At 42.4% G+C, this 19,109-nt stretch carries 17 protein-coding genes; 10 read left to right on the top strand and 7 right to left on the bottom strand.

Going from position 1 to position 19,109, the window contains the following annotated elements; all coding sequences use genetic code 11:
• Positions 1 to 163 precede the first annotated feature (163 nt).
• Positions 164 to 1,948 carry a glycoside hydrolase family protein gene (locus BMX50_RS22075; protein ID WP_091213953.1) on the bottom strand — a complete coding sequence of 595 codons (1,785 nt, stop codon included), beginning with the start codon at positions 1,946 to 1,948 and terminating at the stop codon, positions 164 to 166.
• Positions 1,949 to 2,399: 451 nt separating this feature from the next.
• On the opposite strand from BMX50_RS22075, the gene BMX50_RS22070 reads away from it, so the two are divergent.
• The 4 genes from BMX50_RS22070 (at position 2,400) to BMX50_RS22055 (ending at position 7,583) form a co-directional block, all read left to right on the top strand.
• Positions 2,400 to 2,900 carry a hypothetical protein gene (locus BMX50_RS22070; RefSeq protein ID WP_091213948.1) on the top strand — a complete coding sequence of 167 codons (501 nt, stop codon included), beginning with the start codon at positions 2,400 to 2,402 and terminating at the stop codon, positions 2,898 to 2,900.
• 683 nt (positions 2,901 to 3,583) lie between these two features.
• The gene (locus tag BMX50_RS22065; RefSeq protein WP_091213943.1) at positions 3,584 to 5,401 is read left to right on the top strand and encodes a hypothetical protein; all 1,818 of its coding nucleotides are present in this window, start codon (positions 3,584 to 3,586) and stop codon (positions 5,399 to 5,401) included.
• Positions 5,402 to 5,674: 273 nt separating this feature from the next.
• Positions 5,675 to 7,354 carry a T9SS type A sorting domain-containing protein gene (locus BMX50_RS22060; protein ID WP_091213938.1) on the top strand — a complete coding sequence of 560 codons (1,680 nt, stop codon included), beginning with the start codon at positions 5,675 to 5,677 and terminating at the stop codon, positions 7,352 to 7,354.
• 4 nt (positions 7,355 to 7,358) lie between these two features.
• On the top strand, positions 7,359 to 7,583 hold the full coding sequence (locus tag BMX50_RS22055) for a hypothetical protein (protein WP_091213934.1): 225 nt from the start codon (positions 7,359 to 7,361) through the stop codon (positions 7,581 to 7,583).
• A 7-nt stretch (positions 7,584 to 7,590) separates the two neighbouring features.
• On the opposite strand, the gene BMX50_RS22050 is transcribed toward BMX50_RS22055, so the two are convergent.
• On the bottom strand, positions 7,591 to 8,073 hold the full coding sequence (locus BMX50_RS22050; RefSeq protein ID WP_091213932.1) for a YybH family protein: 483 nt from the start codon (positions 8,071 to 8,073) through the stop codon (positions 7,591 to 7,593).
• A gap of 163 nt (positions 8,074 to 8,236) precedes the next feature.
• A complete protein-coding gene (locus BMX50_RS22045; protein WP_167668058.1) occupies positions 8,237 to 9,526 on the bottom strand; it encodes a serine hydrolase domain-containing protein in 1,290 nt (429 codons plus the stop codon).
• Between the two features lie 214 nt (positions 9,527 to 9,740).
• Here BMX50_RS22045 and bla point away from each other — a divergent pair, with 214 nt between their 5' ends.
• Positions 9,741 to 10,607, top strand: coding sequence for a subclass B3 metallo-beta-lactamase (bla, locus tag BMX50_RS22035; protein WP_091213925.1), 867 nt, complete (start codon positions 9,741 to 9,743; stop codon positions 10,605 to 10,607).
• Between the two features lie 25 nt (positions 10,608 to 10,632).
• On the opposite strand, the gene BMX50_RS22030 is transcribed toward bla, so the two are convergent.
• Together BMX50_RS22030 and BMX50_RS22025 are read right to left on the bottom strand one after the other, a co-directional pair.
• A complete protein-coding gene (locus BMX50_RS22030) occupies positions 10,633 to 11,124 on the bottom strand; it encodes a hypothetical protein (protein ID WP_091213923.1) in 492 nt (163 codons plus the stop codon).
• Positions 11,125 to 11,303: 179 nt separating this feature from the next.
• Positions 11,304 to 12,368 (bottom strand): cobalamin-independent methionine synthase II family protein, encoded by a 1,065-nt coding sequence (locus BMX50_RS22025; RefSeq protein WP_091213920.1) that lies wholly within the window; start codon positions 12,366 to 12,368, stop codon positions 11,304 to 11,306.
• Between the two features lie 207 nt (positions 12,369 to 12,575).
• Here BMX50_RS22025 and BMX50_RS22020 point away from each other — a divergent pair, with 207 nt between their 5' ends.
• From BMX50_RS22020 to BMX50_RS22000, 5 genes are all read left to right on the top strand, one after another.
• A complete protein-coding gene (locus BMX50_RS22020) occupies positions 12,576 to 14,126 on the top strand; it encodes a M81 family metallopeptidase (protein WP_091213918.1) in 1,551 nt (516 codons plus the stop codon).
• A 128-nt stretch (positions 14,127 to 14,254) separates the two neighbouring features.
• Complete coding sequence (locus BMX50_RS22015; RefSeq protein WP_091213916.1) at positions 14,255 to 14,734, top strand: YybH family protein; 480 nt, start codon at positions 14,255 to 14,257, stop codon at positions 14,732 to 14,734.
• A 114-nt stretch (positions 14,735 to 14,848) separates the two neighbouring features.
• Positions 14,849 to 15,265, top strand: coding sequence for a hypothetical protein (locus tag BMX50_RS22010; protein ID WP_091213914.1), 417 nt, complete (start codon positions 14,849 to 14,851; stop codon positions 15,263 to 15,265).
• A gap of 244 nt (positions 15,266 to 15,509) precedes the next feature.
• Complete coding sequence (locus tag BMX50_RS22005) at positions 15,510 to 16,553, top strand: hypothetical protein (RefSeq protein ID WP_091213910.1); 1,044 nt, start codon at positions 15,510 to 15,512, stop codon at positions 16,551 to 16,553.
• A gap of 65 nt (positions 16,554 to 16,618) precedes the next feature.
• Entirely contained in the window at positions 16,619 to 17,074 is a 456-nt protein-coding gene (locus tag BMX50_RS22000) for a GNAT family N-acetyltransferase (protein ID WP_091213906.1), read from the top strand.
• A gap of 12 nt (positions 17,075 to 17,086) precedes the next feature.
• Here the strand turns inward: BMX50_RS22000 and BMX50_RS21995 are convergent, their stop codons facing one another.
• Both BMX50_RS21995 and BMX50_RS21990 read right to left on the bottom strand, forming a co-directional pair.
• On the bottom strand, positions 17,087 to 17,620 hold the full coding sequence (locus BMX50_RS21995) for a hypothetical protein (protein ID WP_091213902.1): 534 nt from the start codon (positions 17,618 to 17,620) through the stop codon (positions 17,087 to 17,089).
• Between the two features lie 113 nt (positions 17,621 to 17,733).
• Positions 17,734 to 18,573 (bottom strand): energy transducer TonB, encoded by an 840-nt coding sequence (locus tag BMX50_RS21990; RefSeq protein ID WP_091213898.1) that lies wholly within the window; start codon positions 18,571 to 18,573, stop codon positions 17,734 to 17,736.
• Positions 18,574 to 19,109 lie beyond the last annotated feature (536 nt).

Below are 19,109 nucleotides of genomic sequence, written 5' to 3'. Positions count from 1 at the left end.
GTTCAAATCTGAGAAGTAATTAAAACTATTAAGAAAAAGCATAAGTATTAAAAAAATAGATAAAGGACCGTAGCTTTATTGCCGAATAATACCAATTGAGTAGTAAAATAATTGGTCGCCGCACCAGACAAGATTTTTTGCTACCGCAAGGCTATGCCTGGTGTTATTTTATCAACGTGTATTTCCCGGTTACCGTACCGCTTGGCGTGGTTGTGTAATTTATAGTAAAACTTGTACTTGTTATGCCAGTTATATACCATCCGCTGGTACCAATACTATTTGTTGGTGTCCACAGCACGTTTGATGGCGTAAAACCGGGACTGGTAAAAGTAACCGTAACGCTTGCAGCGCCGGTAAAACTGGTTGATGACGGCCCTTGTACTATTGGTGTTACCCAGACAGGAGTACCGGAGGCGTTACTAAGGAATTGCCCGGATGTACCGGCAGCAGTTGTAAGAAGCGATTTATCCCCCTGGTAAACTATGCCATTCTTTACGCCACCTTTTGGTAAAAGATTTATCAAGCCTGTTTTCACGGTGGTACTGCTGCTCACCAACCCAAATACTTGCGGTGAAGTACTTGAAATCATATATTGGATATCTCCAAAATACCCACTCCCCAGCGTATTGTATTCCCCTACAGTGTCGGCCCTTGCAGTTGTTGTAGTTGCATCATCATCCAAAAGCGTTAATGCATCACTATAAAAGTTCACGTTAGATTCAAACCATATAGCTCGGTGCAGATTAGGGGTTACGGCGGCATCTTTCCAGGCATTATTAACAGTTAAGTTTTCCGCAATCGCATTTTTATTCTTCGTTATCTTAATTCCGTACTGACCCGAATTTTTAGAAGTGATATTCCTCAAAACAGTCATCACGTTCGTATCTATCGCCACACCGAGGGTACCACTGGTATCAACAGCAATTTGAGCGGCGTTTATAAAATTTGTATTATATACATAGAAGCCTTTTTCCTGCGAACGTTTTACCGCGACATTATTCAGATATACACTGCCTGCTCCGGTTACGGTAACACCGTTTTTGGAACCTGTAACGCCCCGGCCTGTTAGTACACCGCCATGCCTTACGTTGCCATTAGCGATAAATATGTTTGTTGGGCGATAAGTAACGGAAGACTCCTTCGCAACATAAATTCCGGCCGCGCTTGTACTATCTATCATAAAATTGCTGATATATACGTCGGAAGTGCCGTTTATTGCAATACCACGGGCATAAGATTGCTTAAGAATTAAATTTGTTATGGTTGCCCTTTCCAAGGGGAGTTTACCTGAGGACTGAAAAAAAGCCATTGCATCATCCCCTGTGTTTTTAGTTATCAGCCCGTTTAATTGAACATTCTGGCAAGAATAAAAACTGCACCCATCAGCCATTGTATTAGTTATCACAATATTGGAAACCTGCGGGTTATAGCAGAGATTAAATAATAAACCAACACCTCCGCTTCCATTAACCGTTATATTATTAACTACAATATTTTGCGCCATTCCAACATTAATGGAGTGCAGGTTATTTCTTGTACTGGGGAGAGTCGCAAACTCAACATGGATGTTTTCTAATCGTGCACCCGTTCCGCCCAAAAAGTTAAATCCTCCCTGTGCTTTTTGAAACTGAAAAATGGTATTAGCCCCACATAACAAATGCCCCTGGTAGTTTTGAATTTTCAGATAGCCCTGCCCTCCGTGTGTAACGCTATCATTAACAATTTTATATACACCCGGAGGAACATAGATATCTGAATTGGGGTGATTAATAAATAAAGAATCTAACTTATTATAATTGTCTGCCAGGGATGGACTAACGCCATAATCTGTTGCATTCAAAAAATGATTATCGGGCGCCTGGCCAAAAACAGAAACTGATATAAATATTAAAATTATTACAGTTAGTGATTTTAATAAAAAATGGTCCAGGCTTTTTATTGTTTTCATGGCCTAAGGTTTAAGGATGAGTGAAACTTGTGTAGTACAATGTAAGTAAAAAAAGCAATTAATCAATATTATTTGCTATTAATTTGAGATAATATTTATTAACAATACATATAAAAAATACACTTTGCATTAATTCAGTGGCGATATAAAGGATGAGGTAGAAATGAGATCCTATCGTGACTTACAGCTTTCGCTGCCGCACCTCATCTGGCACGCGAATGTAATGCCGGAAAAAGTGTAGTGTACTCATTACCTTACAGCAACAATTAACCATTGCCATTCCCCCAATAAATTCCTAATTTTATTCAACCAATTATCAAATTGAGCATAACTACGACGCCCCTTTTGATGCAGAACACCGACGCATATCGGATATGTTAGTTAAGCTAATGAAGAATTATTAGTTTACGGCGCAGTCGACAGAGGTACCCAGCAAATACCATTTAAACCCATGCTAATATTTATAAAAATATTATCGACAGCGTTGCTTATCATAAGCACAGGGAGTTCTTTTGCTCAAACCGGCAGCCAATCTCCATCAAATATAAATTCAAAATTTGTTGTGATCTACCGGTATAATCCGCACCACAAAAAAGACCATAAAGTTAAAGCGATAGCATTTTTGGCGGCTAAGTGTTATTACTTTAAAAAAGTACCGCATGTTCAAATAGGCAAATCCTTATCGGCCGAAAAAGGTAAATACATAGCTGATGCCGCTATGACCAAATTCCTGGGTAATTTGACACCCAAAAACTTCGAAAACATTAATAAGCGGGAGTGCAATTGCGGCGGCATGAGTGAGGAAACCTACGTTGTAGAGATAAGCCCCGACGGGCAACCTGGCAACAGAAACATTTTTTATGTTCCGGCAGTTACCAATTGTCCGGCCAATTCGCCATGCGCGGTCATTGGCACCATTACCGGTTTCTTTTCGAAATTGAAGCAAAAATAAGTTGCGCATTCAACTAAGCGCTGCCCCTGGCTGCCATGAGCGTCCTCGCCTATGGCCCGAATCAGGTAATCGCTTAACATCTATCGAAAGTTCAAAAGTGGCGACACTTGCGGTAACAAAGGTCAGTACCTCATTCAAGTATAGCTACCATGCCATGTTATCGGGCTGCAGACTAATTTCGCTATTCCCCGAATATCTGTGAACACCAGGCAGCTTTAGCAACAATAAAACGATCTGGTTATCAAACAGATATTACAAATCAACAAATCCATTATTTTTATAAAATTATCTCTGTAATTGAGCAAATAAAGCAATGAAGAATTTCAACATGTGCATTTCCTTGCCACTATCGGGAAAAAAATACACATTTTAAATTAAAATTTTAGCTTGCCAAATTTCAATAACTAAAGGCTCTATTTCCTGTTCATATTAGCTTCTCGTTTGTTATACATTTTTGCCAACAACTGTACATTCCATGAACAGCTAATATTTGAAATGTATCTATAAAAACAACATTTAATAAGCCATACGATAAATCAAGCACGCTCTAAATCTAATTAAACCATTAAGAAAATCTTCGCTTCTCACTTTTTCCTTTCGCGCAATTTTCTGCCACATACACAATAAATAACAACCTACCCATTAGCACCATCTTTGCAAATCTCAGGAAAAAACCCTAAGCTTTGAAAGCACATTTACAAAAATACCTGCTAATTATTGCGATATTGATAAGCACTATTAAAGTGCAGGCGGCTATAGTAGCAACGGCAAACACTAATGGGTTAACGTCTCCCAATACTATATCTGCCGGGCAACGTATCGCAGTATTAGGTGTTACCTTAACCGACCCTACAGGTTCAACATTATCATCGTTGACATTTGGTTGCGATCAGTCCATTTTAAATTATTTCACTAAAACCAGCAGCAGCATGTCCCTGGTACGCATAAATGGCGCTAACGCTACTTATGCTCCAGGCTCGGGCACAGTTATAACCGGCAGCTCTACCAGTTTTGCTGTTAGTGGTTCGGGGTCAAATACATTAACGATAAGCAATTTTACCCAGACTATCAATGCAACTCCGGCAAGTTTCTTTTTAGTTGTCACCTTTGATGTGGGCGGGAATGCACCAACGCCGTCACCGGTCAGTTTCAGTTTTAATTTATCGCAAATTAATAGCACTGCAACAACAACCATAACAGGGCCCACTTACACCTGGACCAACCCTGCTATTGTAACCGTTACCGGCAATAACGTCCCTAAAGACAATGGCATTGAGGTTAATGACATTTACTATACGCAGCAAGGCATTTGTGTTTTTGGTTTTTCGATAACCGTTGCCAATAATAAGGCTTTGATAACCCAGGTGGCGCTGTCCGCAGCCCTATCCGGAACTGCGGCTCCATTTTTTAGCACTTCAGATGTTTATGTGGTTGAAAACAACGGGACAGATTTCAATTCGGGCACAAATACCCCGGTGCCTACCACTAATGCCGTCGGCAGCAATTCATCAACTGTAAACCTCAATTTTAATACCCCGCTTGAGTTTACACCGTCATCGGCAACAGGCAGTATTACGAGGAACTTTTTTGTTTACATTAACTTTAACAGCAATTTTAAAAGCTACCCTAACGCGGTTTCATTCTCCCTTAATCCGCATGCTGTAGCTTATACCGAAATCTCAGGAGGTTCGGCATTCACTGCTCAAACAGTAAATCCGCCCCAATCGGTCATTAATGGTTACCCTATAGCATTTGCCACACCTTCCATTATGTTTACGGGGCAAAATATTGTTGGCTCCAGTGGTAATGGCATTTCACGTACCACATTAACCTTAAACCAAACAAACATTGTACTATACGGTTTTTCGGTAACCAATACGGGTAGCCAAACAGCTATTAGTAATATTCAACTGAATATGACAGGTATCAGCCCTGCTCCTTTCAGTAACTACAGGGTTTACAGATCCACGTCCAGCACCTTTACGAGCGCCACTGCCGTGCCGGCAAACCTGGTTGGTGGTACGATATCTACAAGTACCACTGTGTTTAAGTTAGATTTAACAACACCGTCAACTACTCCATCAGAAACACTTCCATTTAATCAAACCACCTACTATTTCATCATGGCCGACTGGCTTACGCCTGTTAGCGCCCCCACAACATTTCAATTTACATACAGATCAATTGCCCTTAACTCCGGCGCTACAATAGGTACATCAAATACCGATGGTCAACAGTTTTCGCTCGGGATTCCGACATATGATTGGACAGGGGCCACCAACAGTAACTGGAACGATGTTACAAACTGGTTAAAAAACGGCACATCAACAACAACCGTACCCGGCATTAGCAGCAGCCGGGATAACGTACGTATAGGTTACATCAATTACACCAACAATAACAATTTAACAAATAACAATACTGCTGCCAGTATCACCATTGGCAACCTCCAGATAGGCCGATTCGGTTCAAACAGTTCGGCCGCAAGTGCGGTATCATAAAACCTCAATGGCAAAACCATTACGGTAAATAACGGCTTAAATGTTGACTCTGCAGCGGTATTCACCATAAACAACGGTGTTGCGACGGCTGGTGCCCTTAAGGTAAACGGAGGTTTATCAACCGTTGCCAGTACAGCATCAATTCAATTCGGATCATCAAATGCCGTTACTTTAAATAACGCCGCCGGGACATTTACCCTGCTTTCTGACGTCAACGGAACTGGCTCAATCGGAAGTATCCCCTCCAATACCAAGGTAACCGGTACATTTGTTGTGCAACGCTATTTTACAGGCGGCAGCATTGCCAATCGTGGCTGGCGCCTCATGAGCTCGCCGGTCAATAACAGCAGTACGCTTCCGGTATCTACTGCCGCTACCTATAACTTTTCGAGCTTAAAAACCAACTTGTTTATTACCGGGGCAGGGGGCAATGCCAACGGTTTTGATCAACCTGCAAGCTATGGGGCCAACGGGCCAACTATATTGTTTTATAATACCGCCACAGCTGTATTTGCTCCGTTAACAACACTAACACCTACTCCGGCTATAAATGTTGGCTCGGGCTTTTACTTTTATTTTAGGGGCGATAATATTCATAACATTACCCAAAAGCTGATCAGGTCGCCCACTACCAACACTTTTGCCATACCCGAAAAAAATGTAGTCGGTTTACAATCAGGCACTCTTAACCAACAGTCCTTCACTTATACTTTAACTAATGCAGGGGCCGGCTATAATTTAGTTGGCAATCCTTACCCAAGTAATATCACGATCCCGGCCTCGGCTTTGACAGGCACCACGCCTTTTGTTTACACTTTTGCACCGGGCGGTAACAGCATAACCGCACAGGATGTATCTGCCGGTGTAACGATACAAACCGGGCAGGGATTTTACCTTAAATCCAACAGCAGTTCCAGCGCTATAGTATTTAAAGAGAACTTAAAAACAACCGCCCCGGGAACTATCGCATTTAAAGCAGAAGTGCCGAAGCCTCAAATAACGCTGAAAATGATCCAGGATTCGGCCAATTATGATATTGCTCAGCTCCGGTTCTCTGATACTTTCAGCAAAAACTACAACGAGACCGAAGATGCCGACGACCTGAATGGAAACTGGCAAACTACGTTATTTGGCGCAATGACCGCTGATGGCCACGAAGTTTCTATTGCTTCGCAGCCGCTTAATAAACAACAGACATCAGTTTTTTTAAGCGTTAACGACGTTGCAAGCGGCAATTACAAGATCAAGCAAATAGAAATATCGGCCATACCCGACTATTATGACGTTTGGCTTCTTGACCATTTCCAAAATGATTCACTGAACATGCGAAACTCGGATAGCTATGAGTTCAAGCTCGACAAAAAAGTTGCGGCCTCTTATGGTAACAGCCGTTTTGAAATTGTTATCAATAAAAAACAATTGCCGCCTTACTCACTGATAGCCTTTACCGGCCAGCGCAACATTAATACAAATATTATAAAGTGGAACACTGTAAATGAGTTCACTTACATCACTTTTGAAATACAGTACAGCGCAGACGATAAAGATTTCAGGACAATAAACACCATGCAATCGGCAGGTTCCGGCACCTATAGCTTTGCCGATGCCGCTGATAAAAACGGGTACTATCGCCTGAAGCAAACAGATTTGGACGGGGTTGTAAAATATTCGAATGTGGTGATCATCTCTGCGGGGAGTAATAGCCAGGATGTTTTTACGGTGTATCCTAATCCTACAGCAAATTATTTACACTTCGCTACAAATCAACCTGTAAAAACAACTTTCGGCGTTGACATCTATAGCAGTATGGGGGCACTTTTAAAAAGCACTACTTTCAACTCCAACACCGGTCAGGTAGACGTTTCTTCATTAATGACCGGCTTTTACAGCATCCTGCTTATCGATAATAACACCCAAAAAACCATCGCTTCGGCCAAATTTATCAAACAATAAAAGTATGGCAGGCAAAATATACAAGGCTATTACGATAATCGCTATTTTTCTCTTAAGTATTGCTACAGTGTTTGCACAAGAAGAGGTACCCTGCGGCGGCGGCCCCGATGATGGCGACTATGACCCCAATAACTGCCCACTTGATACCTGGGTGATATTATTGGTAGTAATGGCTCTTATATTAACCGTTATACATTTACATCGCCGGCGAAAACCTTGTTTAAGATGATAGCTAACTACTTCACTCCCTTCTCCAGCTTAGCATTTTGGCCGGCTAAAATTTTCCAAACCCCATCACGTTTTGCCAGCACAATCATCCTCCTAAATTCAAACGTTTCGCCGGGATACCGTTCATCGCCATCTAAGCCAGTTCGTACATGCGAAATAGCGAGATTGGGGTACGGATAGCTAATATCTTCAACCGCGCGGGTATAATAATGTGTATTTTTAAAATAGGAGGTATGCACTTGCCGGTAATGAAACTGGATATCATCCTTACCCTTATAGTATGCACCAAACCAGTTTACCCAGGTGGCATCAACAGTGTAATTATCGGCCAGGCCTTTAGGATCGTGCCGGTTCCAGGCATCTTCATAGTTTTTAATGAGTTGCTTTATTACCCCGTTTTCTTTTGCTGTATCTATTTGCTGACTATAAGCCTTGAAGCCAAACACACAGCACAGGCTAAGCAGTATAAATTTGTAATTATTGATTTTCATAATAAAAACGCTATTAAAAGCTGATTAAAAAAACGTCATTGCGAGGTACGAAGCAATCTCCTACTTGCAGAGCGGCTAAGCCAGTCCCCCGGTACAGTTCGCGATTGCTTCGTACCTCGCAATGACGGTGAGATATAATCACATGGGGTATATATCCTTTTAACTATTTCAAAAACAAATCCTCCGTAGCCCAGGTTGGATTTTTGGCGAATGCTTTCCAGAAGATCTGGTCAAGATCGGAGTCGAAATTAGCTTTGAAACTGCGCGTGTTGGTCAGGATCACAAAATTAAACCCATTTTCAAGGCGGGCCTGTTCTGTGGCTGTGCCGGGCAAACTACCCTGATGAAAATAGTTACTCCCTGCAATGGCCCAACCGCATCCATAGGCTGCATTAACTGCAGAACCGGTGTACATCGTAGTCAGCGAAGCCGATGTAAGGATATCGGGACGTACCGGGAATTTATCAATATAAACCAGGAACCTGGCCAAATCAGCAGCGGTAGCAACCCAGCCTCCGTGCGCGTCCATCCGCGTAATATTATAAGCATAAGGGTTTTCGCCCGACTGGCCGTAGTAGGTAACTTCTTTTGTCTGTTTATCGGCCAGCGTGTTGCCACCAATGGTCATGTCGGTAACCCCTATAGGCTTTAACACCAGTGCATTCACGGCATCTGCATAGGTTTGCCCGGTAATTTTCTCTATTACGCGTCCTAATATACAGTAGCCAAAATTGGAGTAATCATAATTGGTTCCCGGTACATGGTCAAGCGGGCGGTTATCTAAAGTCCAGGTGATGAGTTGCGAAGTTGTCATTGTGGGGTTACTAAACATAGGGTCGTCTACCGAGTTGCCCCAGCCCCCGGAAGTATGGTGCAGCAGTTCGTCAACCGTAATATCGGTAATATGCAAACCGTATGTTTTAGTACCATAGGTTTTACCTAAAATAGCCCCGTCGCCAAATACTTTGTCTGTCAGTTTTATCTTACCCTGTTCAAGCAGTTTCATAATGGCAACAGAAGTAAATTGTTTTGAACAGCTGGCCAAACGATAGCGATCGCTGATAGCGGCTTTGGTGCCTTTTGATTTATCGCTTATGCCATAGGCTTTCAGGTAAACCAGTTTTTCGCCTTTGGTAATGGCAACGGATACCGCAGGTACATCATAAGTAGTCATAAAGGTGTTCACCTCATCGTCTAAAGCGGCAACAGCAATTTTACTGGGAGTTAGGGTATCTATCACGGTTCCTGTCCCGGTACCAGTGCCCGTCCCTGTACCGGTACCTGTTCCCGTTCCTGTATGGGTGGTATCTGTTCCGGTGGTTGTTTTAGTTACAGAAGGCGAATCCTTTTTACAGGCGGCAAAAAACAACAGGCCAGCAATAGCAATTAGCCGACTAATTTTTAATACGTTAATTTTTGCAGCATAAATTCCGAGTTGATAAGTGTTTTTCATAGGTATTTAATGAATATTAGGTTTAGTATGAATAGTAAGCTATAACGCCGATGCTATTACCTTACAAAAAAAGGGCACCCAATAAAAAAACACTTACGCGTATGTTGCAAATACTTTCGAGTTTGTTGCATTTTTATGCCATTGCCTTGCAGCAGTATAATGTAAGCAATGAGAAAATAAAATGATTTCTTTGTCCTTTAAAAGATTACCAAAAATGAAACAAACGCTTTTCCTGCTATTTTTTATCTGCAGCGCTTTAATTGCACAAGCGCAAAGTGTAGTTGAGCCATCTGCAGCAAAGCACCCCGAATGGACGCACCCATTCCCCCCTTTTCAAATTGCGGGCAATCTTTATTATGTAGGTACCGCCGATCTGGCTTGTTACCTCATTACCACTTCCGGGGGTAATATCCTGATCAATACCGGGCTCGCATCGTCCGAAACGCAGATTATAGCAAACATCAAGGCATTGGGCTTCCAGATTTCAGATACTAAAATTCTTTTAACAACCCAGGCGCACTTTGATCACATGGGTGCGATGGCGGCCATAAAGAAGATAACAAAAGCCAAAATGATGGTTGACGAAGGCGACGCAACAGTTGTTGCCGACGGCGGTCTTTCTGATTACGATTTGAAAGGAGATGTGCGCACATTCACGCCTGTAAAAGTTGATCGCATTTTACACAATGGAGATAGCATTAAGTTGGGGAATATGAAGCTTACCATACTTCACCATCCGGGCCACACAAAAGGTTCGTGCAGTTATTTGTTTGATGTAAAGGATAGCAAACGAAGCTACAGGGTATTGATAGCTAATATGCCTACCATTGTTACTGACAGGAAATTTTCGGACATACCTTCCTATCCCGGCATTGCTGATGATTATGCTTATACATTGAAGGCAATGGAGGGTTTAAAATTTGATATCTGGTTAGCATCCCATGGCATCCAATTTGACCTCATCAGTAAGCATAAGCCCGGCAGCCCTTATAATCCATTAATCTTCGCTGATAAAAAGAAGTATTACGATGAAATAGCTGAACTACAGGCTGAGTATGATAAGAAAATTGCGGGGAAATAGTTTTGAAGAAGCCTGCAGAAATAGGTTAGCCGATTTTCTTAGATTTTCCAACTTCATAAGTCCTCAAAAGATTGTTCAAAATTTGAATCTTTTCCTTGTTCATCGGTTGTTCATTGCATAGTTGATTAACCATAAGGCCAACATCATAAAACTGATTATTGGTTGTGATCTTTCCTTTTTCAATTACCTTTTCAACCCGCTTAAAATAATTATGAAAAATATTAACATCATAACCGGTTTCATTTTTCAGATATCCATTGAACTTTAAATCATGGGCTTCTATCATGGGCTCAGTCAGGTCCTTAAACCATTGCTTTAGCTTTGCGAGTCTTCCATGGCTATGATGTTCTATTGCGGCCTTTTTCAACGATTCGAAATGCTCGTTAGAATCGAAATTTTCTGTTTTGACCATTGCTGAAGGATCTTCTAAAAGATAATTTATCGCTGCAAGAACTAAAGCGCGGTATTTATTTAATTCGGTTAGTTTTTCTTCTTCGATCGGTTTTTGTTTTGACATTAACGTAAATCCTTTATGCTAAAAATAAATAATAACTTAAACCTCGCAAGCAGGATGCTTGCTTTATTTTAGGTTAAGGTTAAGCTATCTCTAAACTTGAACCAATATTAAATGGATCACACATTAACATCAAAAGCCGATCTGGATCGGCTTTTGAATCAACAAATATCTAAAATCCCCTATCTCCCCAATACCTTCTCCGCCAGTTTAGTTCCCTCAACTCTCGCCCGAATCTTTGCAAAAGCAATCTCCCTCGCGGTTGAAGTATCATCGCCAAATGGCGAAAAACCACAATCATCGGTAGTGCCAAGCTGCTGAACGGGAATGATCTGTGCGGCTTCGAGGATCAGCTCGCTTACCTCTTCGGCGGTTTCTACTTTGGGGTTAATTACATCTGTAACACCCAGAAACACGCGCTGACCTGCGCCGAGGTTTTCTTTAATGGCATTGAGTACCGTCATTTTATCCTTTTCGGCAGCATATTCAAGGTAAAAGTTACCGGCGTGCAGTTTAAACAACAGGGGCAGCAGCTCGGTATACGGGATATCAGCGCTGTGGGTAGAATCATGGTCACCGCCGGGGCAGGTATGCACGCCTATTTTCTTCTGTTCTTCGGCAGTAAAACGGTCGAGCACCTGGTTATTGAGATCGATAAATGCCGACAGCAGTTGCTTGCTCGGGTCTAACTTAATGGCCAGGCGGGCTTCGGTAAAATCAATTTGTACGTTATATGCACCGCTTTCAAGGCATGACCGGATATCGTATGCGGCGTCATTCACCAAATCGGCCAGGAACTGATCACGCGAATAGCCATCGATACCCTCCTGCGGATAAAGCAGGCTCATGGCCGAGCAGGAAATAACAGCCTGCTTTACCGGCAGCGTGGCGTACTTTTTTGCCCGTCCCAGGTATGAGTTTGCAAAAGTGGTATAATGAAAAGGCCCCGCGGTTAGTTTGGGTAACTGACGTGTGTGCCCGTCGGCAAAAGGGATCACCACGCCATCGGCAGCAAAGTTTTTAAAGCCCTGCATCGGGTAGGTAACAAAGCTTGGTTTTGATTGCTCGCCATCACTAATTACGGGCGAACCTGTGGCCTCCAGCTCCATGATGGTTTCGTGAGTAGCCTGATCGAACAGGCTGTTTAATTCGTCGGCTTTAATTTGTCCGCCTGCAAAGGCGGTCATGGCTTGTTGTAAGTAAACCGGGCGCGGAATGCTCCCGATGGGCTCGGTAAGTATTTTCATATATTAGGTAAGATTGCTTCATAAAGTTAACAACATAAACTTATGGTAAAGCATTAATGGATAATAAATTATGAAATAACAGATCTGCTATCCGCCCTTGGACACCAGGCCTGGTCGACATTACATTGTTGCCGAGCTTCGATCAGTTAAAGAATCTTTCTCAATAATTCTTATATTTAAAAATCTCCCCGCATAAAGCTTATGATAATGAAATCATCCCATCTGTCGCTAATTTTATTACTGCTGCTCCCATCTCTCGCCCTCGCTCAAACAAAACCGCTGCCCCGTATTGCAATAGCTGGTCTTGCCATTGAATCGAGCACATTTTCGCCGGCGCTTACTGATGAAGCAGCCTTTCATGCTAAATATGCTACGGATGTTTTTAGTGCCTATCCATTTATGGCTGCCGATTCTCCGCTTCGCAAAAAAGCAAGCTGGTTTCCTACCATAGTTGGCAAATCATTACCTGGCGGGGCGGTTACACGTGCAGCTTATGAGTCGCTGGTGAACAAAACCCTCGATTCGCTGAAAAAACACCTCCCCTATGATGGTCTTTACTTTGATATCCATGGCGCTATGAGTGTTGTTGGTCTTGATGACCCTGAAGGTGATTTTATTGTACGGATAAGAAAGGTAATTGGGAACCAAACCATGATCTCTACCTCTATGGACCTGCACGGCAATGTTTCGTGGCGGCTGGCCCAAAACTCCGACCTGATTACCTGCTACCGAATGGCCCCGCACGAAGATGCCATGCAAACTAAACAACGTGCTGTGCAAAACCTCATAAACAGGATTGAAAGCGGTAAAGGCAAACCCGCTTATAAGGCTTACATATCCGTACCCATTTTACTCCCCGGCGAAAAAACAAGTACCCGCATCGAGCCCGGCAAAAGCCTGTATAAACAGGTAGCACCTGCTGCGTTGCAAAGCGGTATTACCGATGCCGCCATCTGGATAGGATATGCCTGGGCCGATGAACCGCGCAATCATGCCGTAGTAATGGTTACCGGCGACGATAAACAAAAAGTAACCCGCACCGCCGAGCAACTGGCGCGAAGTTTCTGGAATGTTCGCAACCAGTTTGAGTTTGTTGCCCCAACCGGCACCTTAACCGAATGTTTGGATAAAGCCATCGCCAGCCCCAAACATCCGTTTTATATCAGTGATTCGGGCGACAACCCTACGGCCGGCGGCGCAGGTGATGCCACATGGACATTAACACAAATTCTTGCCCGGCCCGAATTTAAAGCAGCTAACGGGCCTTCACTCCTTTATGCATCCATCCCGGCGCCCGAATTAATCAAAAGCGCCATTGCAGCAGGCGTAGGCAATCATGTGGAAGGCTTTGCCGGTGCGGCTGTTGATAACCGCTTTGCCCCGCCGGTGAAACTTTCCGGCACTGTTGAGTCTATAGTATCTGGTGATAAGGATGCCGAAGTTGAGGCTGTGATAAAAGTTGGCAGTGTTCACGTGATCATCACCCAAAAGCGCAAGCCCTACCATAAAGAGATAGACTTTACCCGGCTCGGCCTTAACCCGCGTACTGCAGATATTGTAGTTGTAAAAATAGGCTATCTCGAACCCGAACTATATGCCATGCGTGCCGACTGGCTGTTAGCCATCACTCCTGGCGGTGTAGATCAAAATATCGAACGCTTACCCTATAAACGCATTCAGCGGCCGATGTTTCCGCTGGATAAAGACATGAAAGATCCGGATTTGAGAGCTAAGCTGGTGCCGTTGTCTGATAAGTGATAATAATGGGCAAATACCTGTTATCACTCTAATTCTACATTTTATCAATCACCCGGTTACAGTCATCAATCAATAAAACGTTAGCTACTAATATTCAATATCTTGCACTAATTAAATCGACAGCCGGAATGAAAACATCACACTGCCTTATCTTATTCTTTTTAATATTTTGTGGTTGCTGTTCGCGCCAAAACAATAACCTTGCTGCCGATAAAATTGCGCTTGAAAAAACCAAAGTCGCTTTTGCCGCTGCCTTCGCCCGCGGTGATGTAAAAGCTTTAGTAGCGCTGCACCATCCTGATATTGTTAAATATTTTGGAGGCAATAATGTAGTTACCGGTCGCGCGGAATTGGCTAAGGGCTTAACAGCCATGTTCCGTAGTGCTAAAATAGAATTAATTCAGAACCAGGTTGAAAGCACCACCTTCAACGGCAACACCATCGTCGAAACCTGTATCTTCGCTTTCAGAAGCACCCCAATAAATGGCGGCAAACCTTCAATAGGCCGTGGAAGGGCAATGACTGTTTTTGTTAGATATAAAAACAGCCCTTATGGTTGGGTATCTATAAGGGAGATGGCACAGGCTGCTCCGGAGGTTGCTAAATAAGTTTAAATGAATAGCTTTTATAGTACCGCAGCCTGGTGAACATCGGTACTAAAAGCGTTACAATAAATAAAAGTACCGCAACATTATTTATAATTGCAGCCACTCCTTTCACAAATGAAAAAGCTGCTTTTTATCCCATTATTGCTGATTATGCTATCCTGTAATAGTAACTCAACTGATAGCGCGCAAAACAAAAGAAACATCACAGCAAAAAATGATCCAGCCAAAAACATTGATGGGGCAAAAAATAAACAAATAGCAAATACAACTTCACCCGGCAGCGAGGTTTCAAAAAACATTATAGGTGTATGGGCCATTAATGGCGAGGAAAATCCAATATTCGAAATAAATAAGGATTCCATTTATTATCCTGAACATTCTGTATCCTATAAATATAAAATAACCGGCGACAGTATCCGTATCGGGTATGACGAAGGCGAACAAAGCTTCGCCTTTAAACTTAAAAACAATGACACCCTTATTATAAAAAGCCTGGGCGGGGATACTGTGTATCAACATCGTTTAAAGTAGCCGATCAAAGCCTTTCAGTTACGCAGCTCTTAAACCAGGGCCAGAAACACGAACTATATTCGCGTAAAAGCCGCACATCCCAAACGTGATTCAACGCATTGTTTTTCAATAATTTATATCGAATTTTATTTCAAATCAGCGGCAGCCATCTATACCGACCAATATACCTGCAAGCGGTTGACAGCCTGCACGCGCAATTGTACAAACAACACACACTTATTACAGTTTTTTTAAGGCAAAACAAATGCAACCACGCGATCATAGTTTTTGGCCGTTTACGCCAAAAGTGAGCATCATTACCGCCGTTGTTGTTTTATTGGTGCTGTTACTCATTACCGGGGTACTTCGTACCTATACCGGTTGGCCAGCCGACTCATCCAACAACACTGTTTTAATAGGTATTTTTATCCTCAGCCTGTTGCCCATCGTACTTGCAATTCTTAACGTGATTATTGAACGAGGCGGCAGCATAGGCTATGGCGACCTTAAGATCGATTTTTCAAAAATTCAGCAGCTATCAAATTCGGGATTTACTGTACCCGCCAATATCGGGGTACGCGGCGAATATGTTGCCGATAGTGGCACTTCCAATATCCTGGAAACTTTGCGTGCGGCCACCTCTTCGGGCGTCGCTGTGATTGACCTTGAAGATGGGCATGCCTGGTGGGAAACCCGCTTATTAGTTTTACTGGCTGGTGCAGACCGCCTTAAAAAACCCGACAAAATTGTTTTTACCGCAACCGATGAAACAAGAGAGCAGGTTTACATAGGCTGGGCCAGGCCCGGCGACCTGCTTGAACAGTTGTTAAAAGAAGATCCACGATATTTAAAAAGCTTTTATGCCTCCCGCGCAGCGGCAGCACAATGGGCTTTGTTAGGTCCGTTAGAGCTTGTTCCTCCTTTTAGTTATTATACTATTCCGCCCCCGCCGCCCTGGATGCAGGGCGCGCTTGCCCTAAACCATAACTGGATGGCATTTTCAACCGCCACAGGTTTGCCCAACGAACTACTGTCTGAGCAACTTTTACAACACGAACTTGGCGAAACTATTGAAAATAAAGGCGATGCCAGGCACATCAGCATTGTGCACCTCGATGAAATATTTAAACCGGTACTAATAAAAAAACAGATAGATAAAAACTGGACTAATGAAGAGCAAACAAAGACACTGTTCTCTAACGAAGAACCTTTTATTGTGATAACAGAAAGCGGAAAATATTCGGCAATAGTTTCAACCCAGTCTTTATATAACGAGGTATTAAAAGGCATTACGGATAGCAAACGATAGGGTCATTTAAAAATGCAATACAGCCGGCGGCATATTCATTAAAGAAACTGCTATTTTAGCCCCAAATGAAAACCACCATCCTTAAAAGAACAAATAGTGACAATCCCGATTTCAGGCTGCTTATTACAGAACTCGACGCCGACCTACGCCTTCGCAATGGCGAAATGATGGATTTTTACGACCACCATAATATTATTGAAAAAAACAACACCGTAGTTTTAGCTTATATAGATGATAAACCTGCCGGTTGCGGGTGTTTTAAACCTTTCGACGCAGAATCGATAGAAGTTAAAAGAATGTTTGTGCGGCCGGATGCAAGGGGAAATGGCATCAGCAAAACGGTTTTAGCCGAACTGGAAACCTGGGCCCGGGAACAGGGATTTAAATTTGCTGTGCTTGAAAGTGCCAGTAAACAGGTAGAAGCGCACAGCTTATACCTAAAATCGGGCTATGAGCGGATACTCAATTACGGGCAATACGAGGGATTGCCTTATAGTTTTTGCTTCAAAAAACCTTTGTGATACTGGCTGGCCTCAGTTTAAAATGATCTGCGGAAGGTCATATCGTTTAGACATGTCATCTATAAAAAGCTTTTCAATCGAAGCATTCAGATACTTTGCATCAACTTCGGTCATCGGAAAAATCATATTATAAAGCTCAAAAGGCGTATTGTCAATCTGTTTATAAGAGCCAAAACTGCACAGTACACATCCCGAACAGGCCTTGTACACGCTATGGCTTATGATAAGCCTGCTTTGAAGTCTTTTGGTTACATACCTTGTTTTAAACAAACCATAATTGTGCTGGTAACTAACCGCCCGTGTATTGATGATCAGGTTTTCGCACCCGCAAAAATTCCATAATGAATACTTTATAAGCGACACAAAAAGCAACCCGAAACAGATAATCATTAGCGGAATTTGCCAGGCTATACCTAAACCAATAATTGTTAAAATAAATAAGTTGGCTAAAATCAGCGCCACTTTACCCCAAAGCGGGTTACTTACGTTTACAGAAACGTAAACGCATACGCTATCGTTGTAAATTTCAGATTTAGGCCTGTTCATACCTTTTTTAACTGGTATTGCTAATATACAAAAAAGCCCCGCGTAAACGGGGCCTAAACACAGTTAGCAACAATTTATAACACACATCTAATTAAAAACATAACACCAATTATTTATTCTTCTGTCCCTAACTGAAAGCTTATTGGAATACTGTACCTAACCCTTACGTTCTGCCCATTTTGTACGCCGGGTTTCCAGGCTTTGGCCAGCTTTAATACACGGGTTGCCTCTTCATCAAAGCCATAACCTGCCCCACGGTCAACCTTGATATTGGAAAGCGAGCCGTCTTTTTCAATAATAAAGCTCATAAATACCCTGCCCGAAACGCCGGCATCTTGCGCGGCACCCGGAAAACGCAGGTTTTTTTGTAAAAATTTAGCCCAGGCGGCCGCTCCCCCAATAGGTTCGGGCATTACTTCGAGGGTACCAGGTGTGTACACTTCATTATTATTAGCAGGAACCGATGATGTTCCTCCGGGTGTCCCCTCATCAGATTTGGTCACATTATCTGTCCCGCCTTTACCGGCTACATCTGCTGGCCCAATGGCAACATTTTTCAGTTCTTCTATTGTAGGTGGATCTGTCGGCGGATCATTTGCTACCATATGCGGAGTTGTGAAACCTTTAGTTTCAACGGGAGCAGCCGGCTTTTGATGCTCAACCGGGGCAGGTGCGTCTGGCTGCTTAGGCTTTGCCTCTACAGGAGGCTTAGGTATTGAAGGATCAAGTTTCACTTCAATCATCCCGATATTATCCAAAGGTTTCGGCTTTGCTTTAAAAATAATGGCTGCTGCTGATAAAAGCGCTACTGCCGCAAAGGCGATACTCATGGATTTAGCCATGGTACGGCCATAGTTCTGCCTTAATTCATAAGCGCCATAATTTTTGTTGCGATGGTCAAATACAAGGTCGAGCCACTCGGCTTTGTACAAATCAAATTTGGTGATAAGCATAGTTTCAGAATTAAATTTTATTAATAACGAATATACTTATATTATATTTTGCAAAAACTAAAAATAATTCAAAATAATTTCGCTGATTTTTTCATCTCATTTTCATCTTGATAAAATATCGTCTCAATAACAACAAGCAACAAAAAAAAGATCATTATTTGCATTTTTTATTTAATAAAATACAAAACAGCCTTAAAAAACAGCACATAATTCAAAATTTTAACATATAAATCATTAAAACTTAAAATATTTTAAAAAAAAGTGCAACTATTTTAATTTTTTATTACTTTTAGATATGGTTAACAGGCTTTACAAACTTATTGCCTTATTATTTTTACTCTTTTGCGGATTCAGAGCTTCTGCAAAGGGTGGATTATACCATTATTACCATAAAACAACAAAAAAAACCACTGTATCCGCTACAATACCGCACCACAATCCTCTTTTAGAGTTTGTAATAAATAATATACCGGCTCCGGTTATTAATGTACAGCAACACAGAGGCGCACATTCATTACAGGCGTTTGTAGCAACAC

Source organism: Mucilaginibacter gossypiicola (assembly GCF_900110105.1).
In the GTDB taxonomy this organism is placed as follows: domain Bacteria; phylum Bacteroidota; class Bacteroidia; order Sphingobacteriales; family Sphingobacteriaceae; genus Mucilaginibacter; species Mucilaginibacter gossypiicola.
This window is presented reverse-complemented; position numbering and strand designations above follow the sequence as displayed.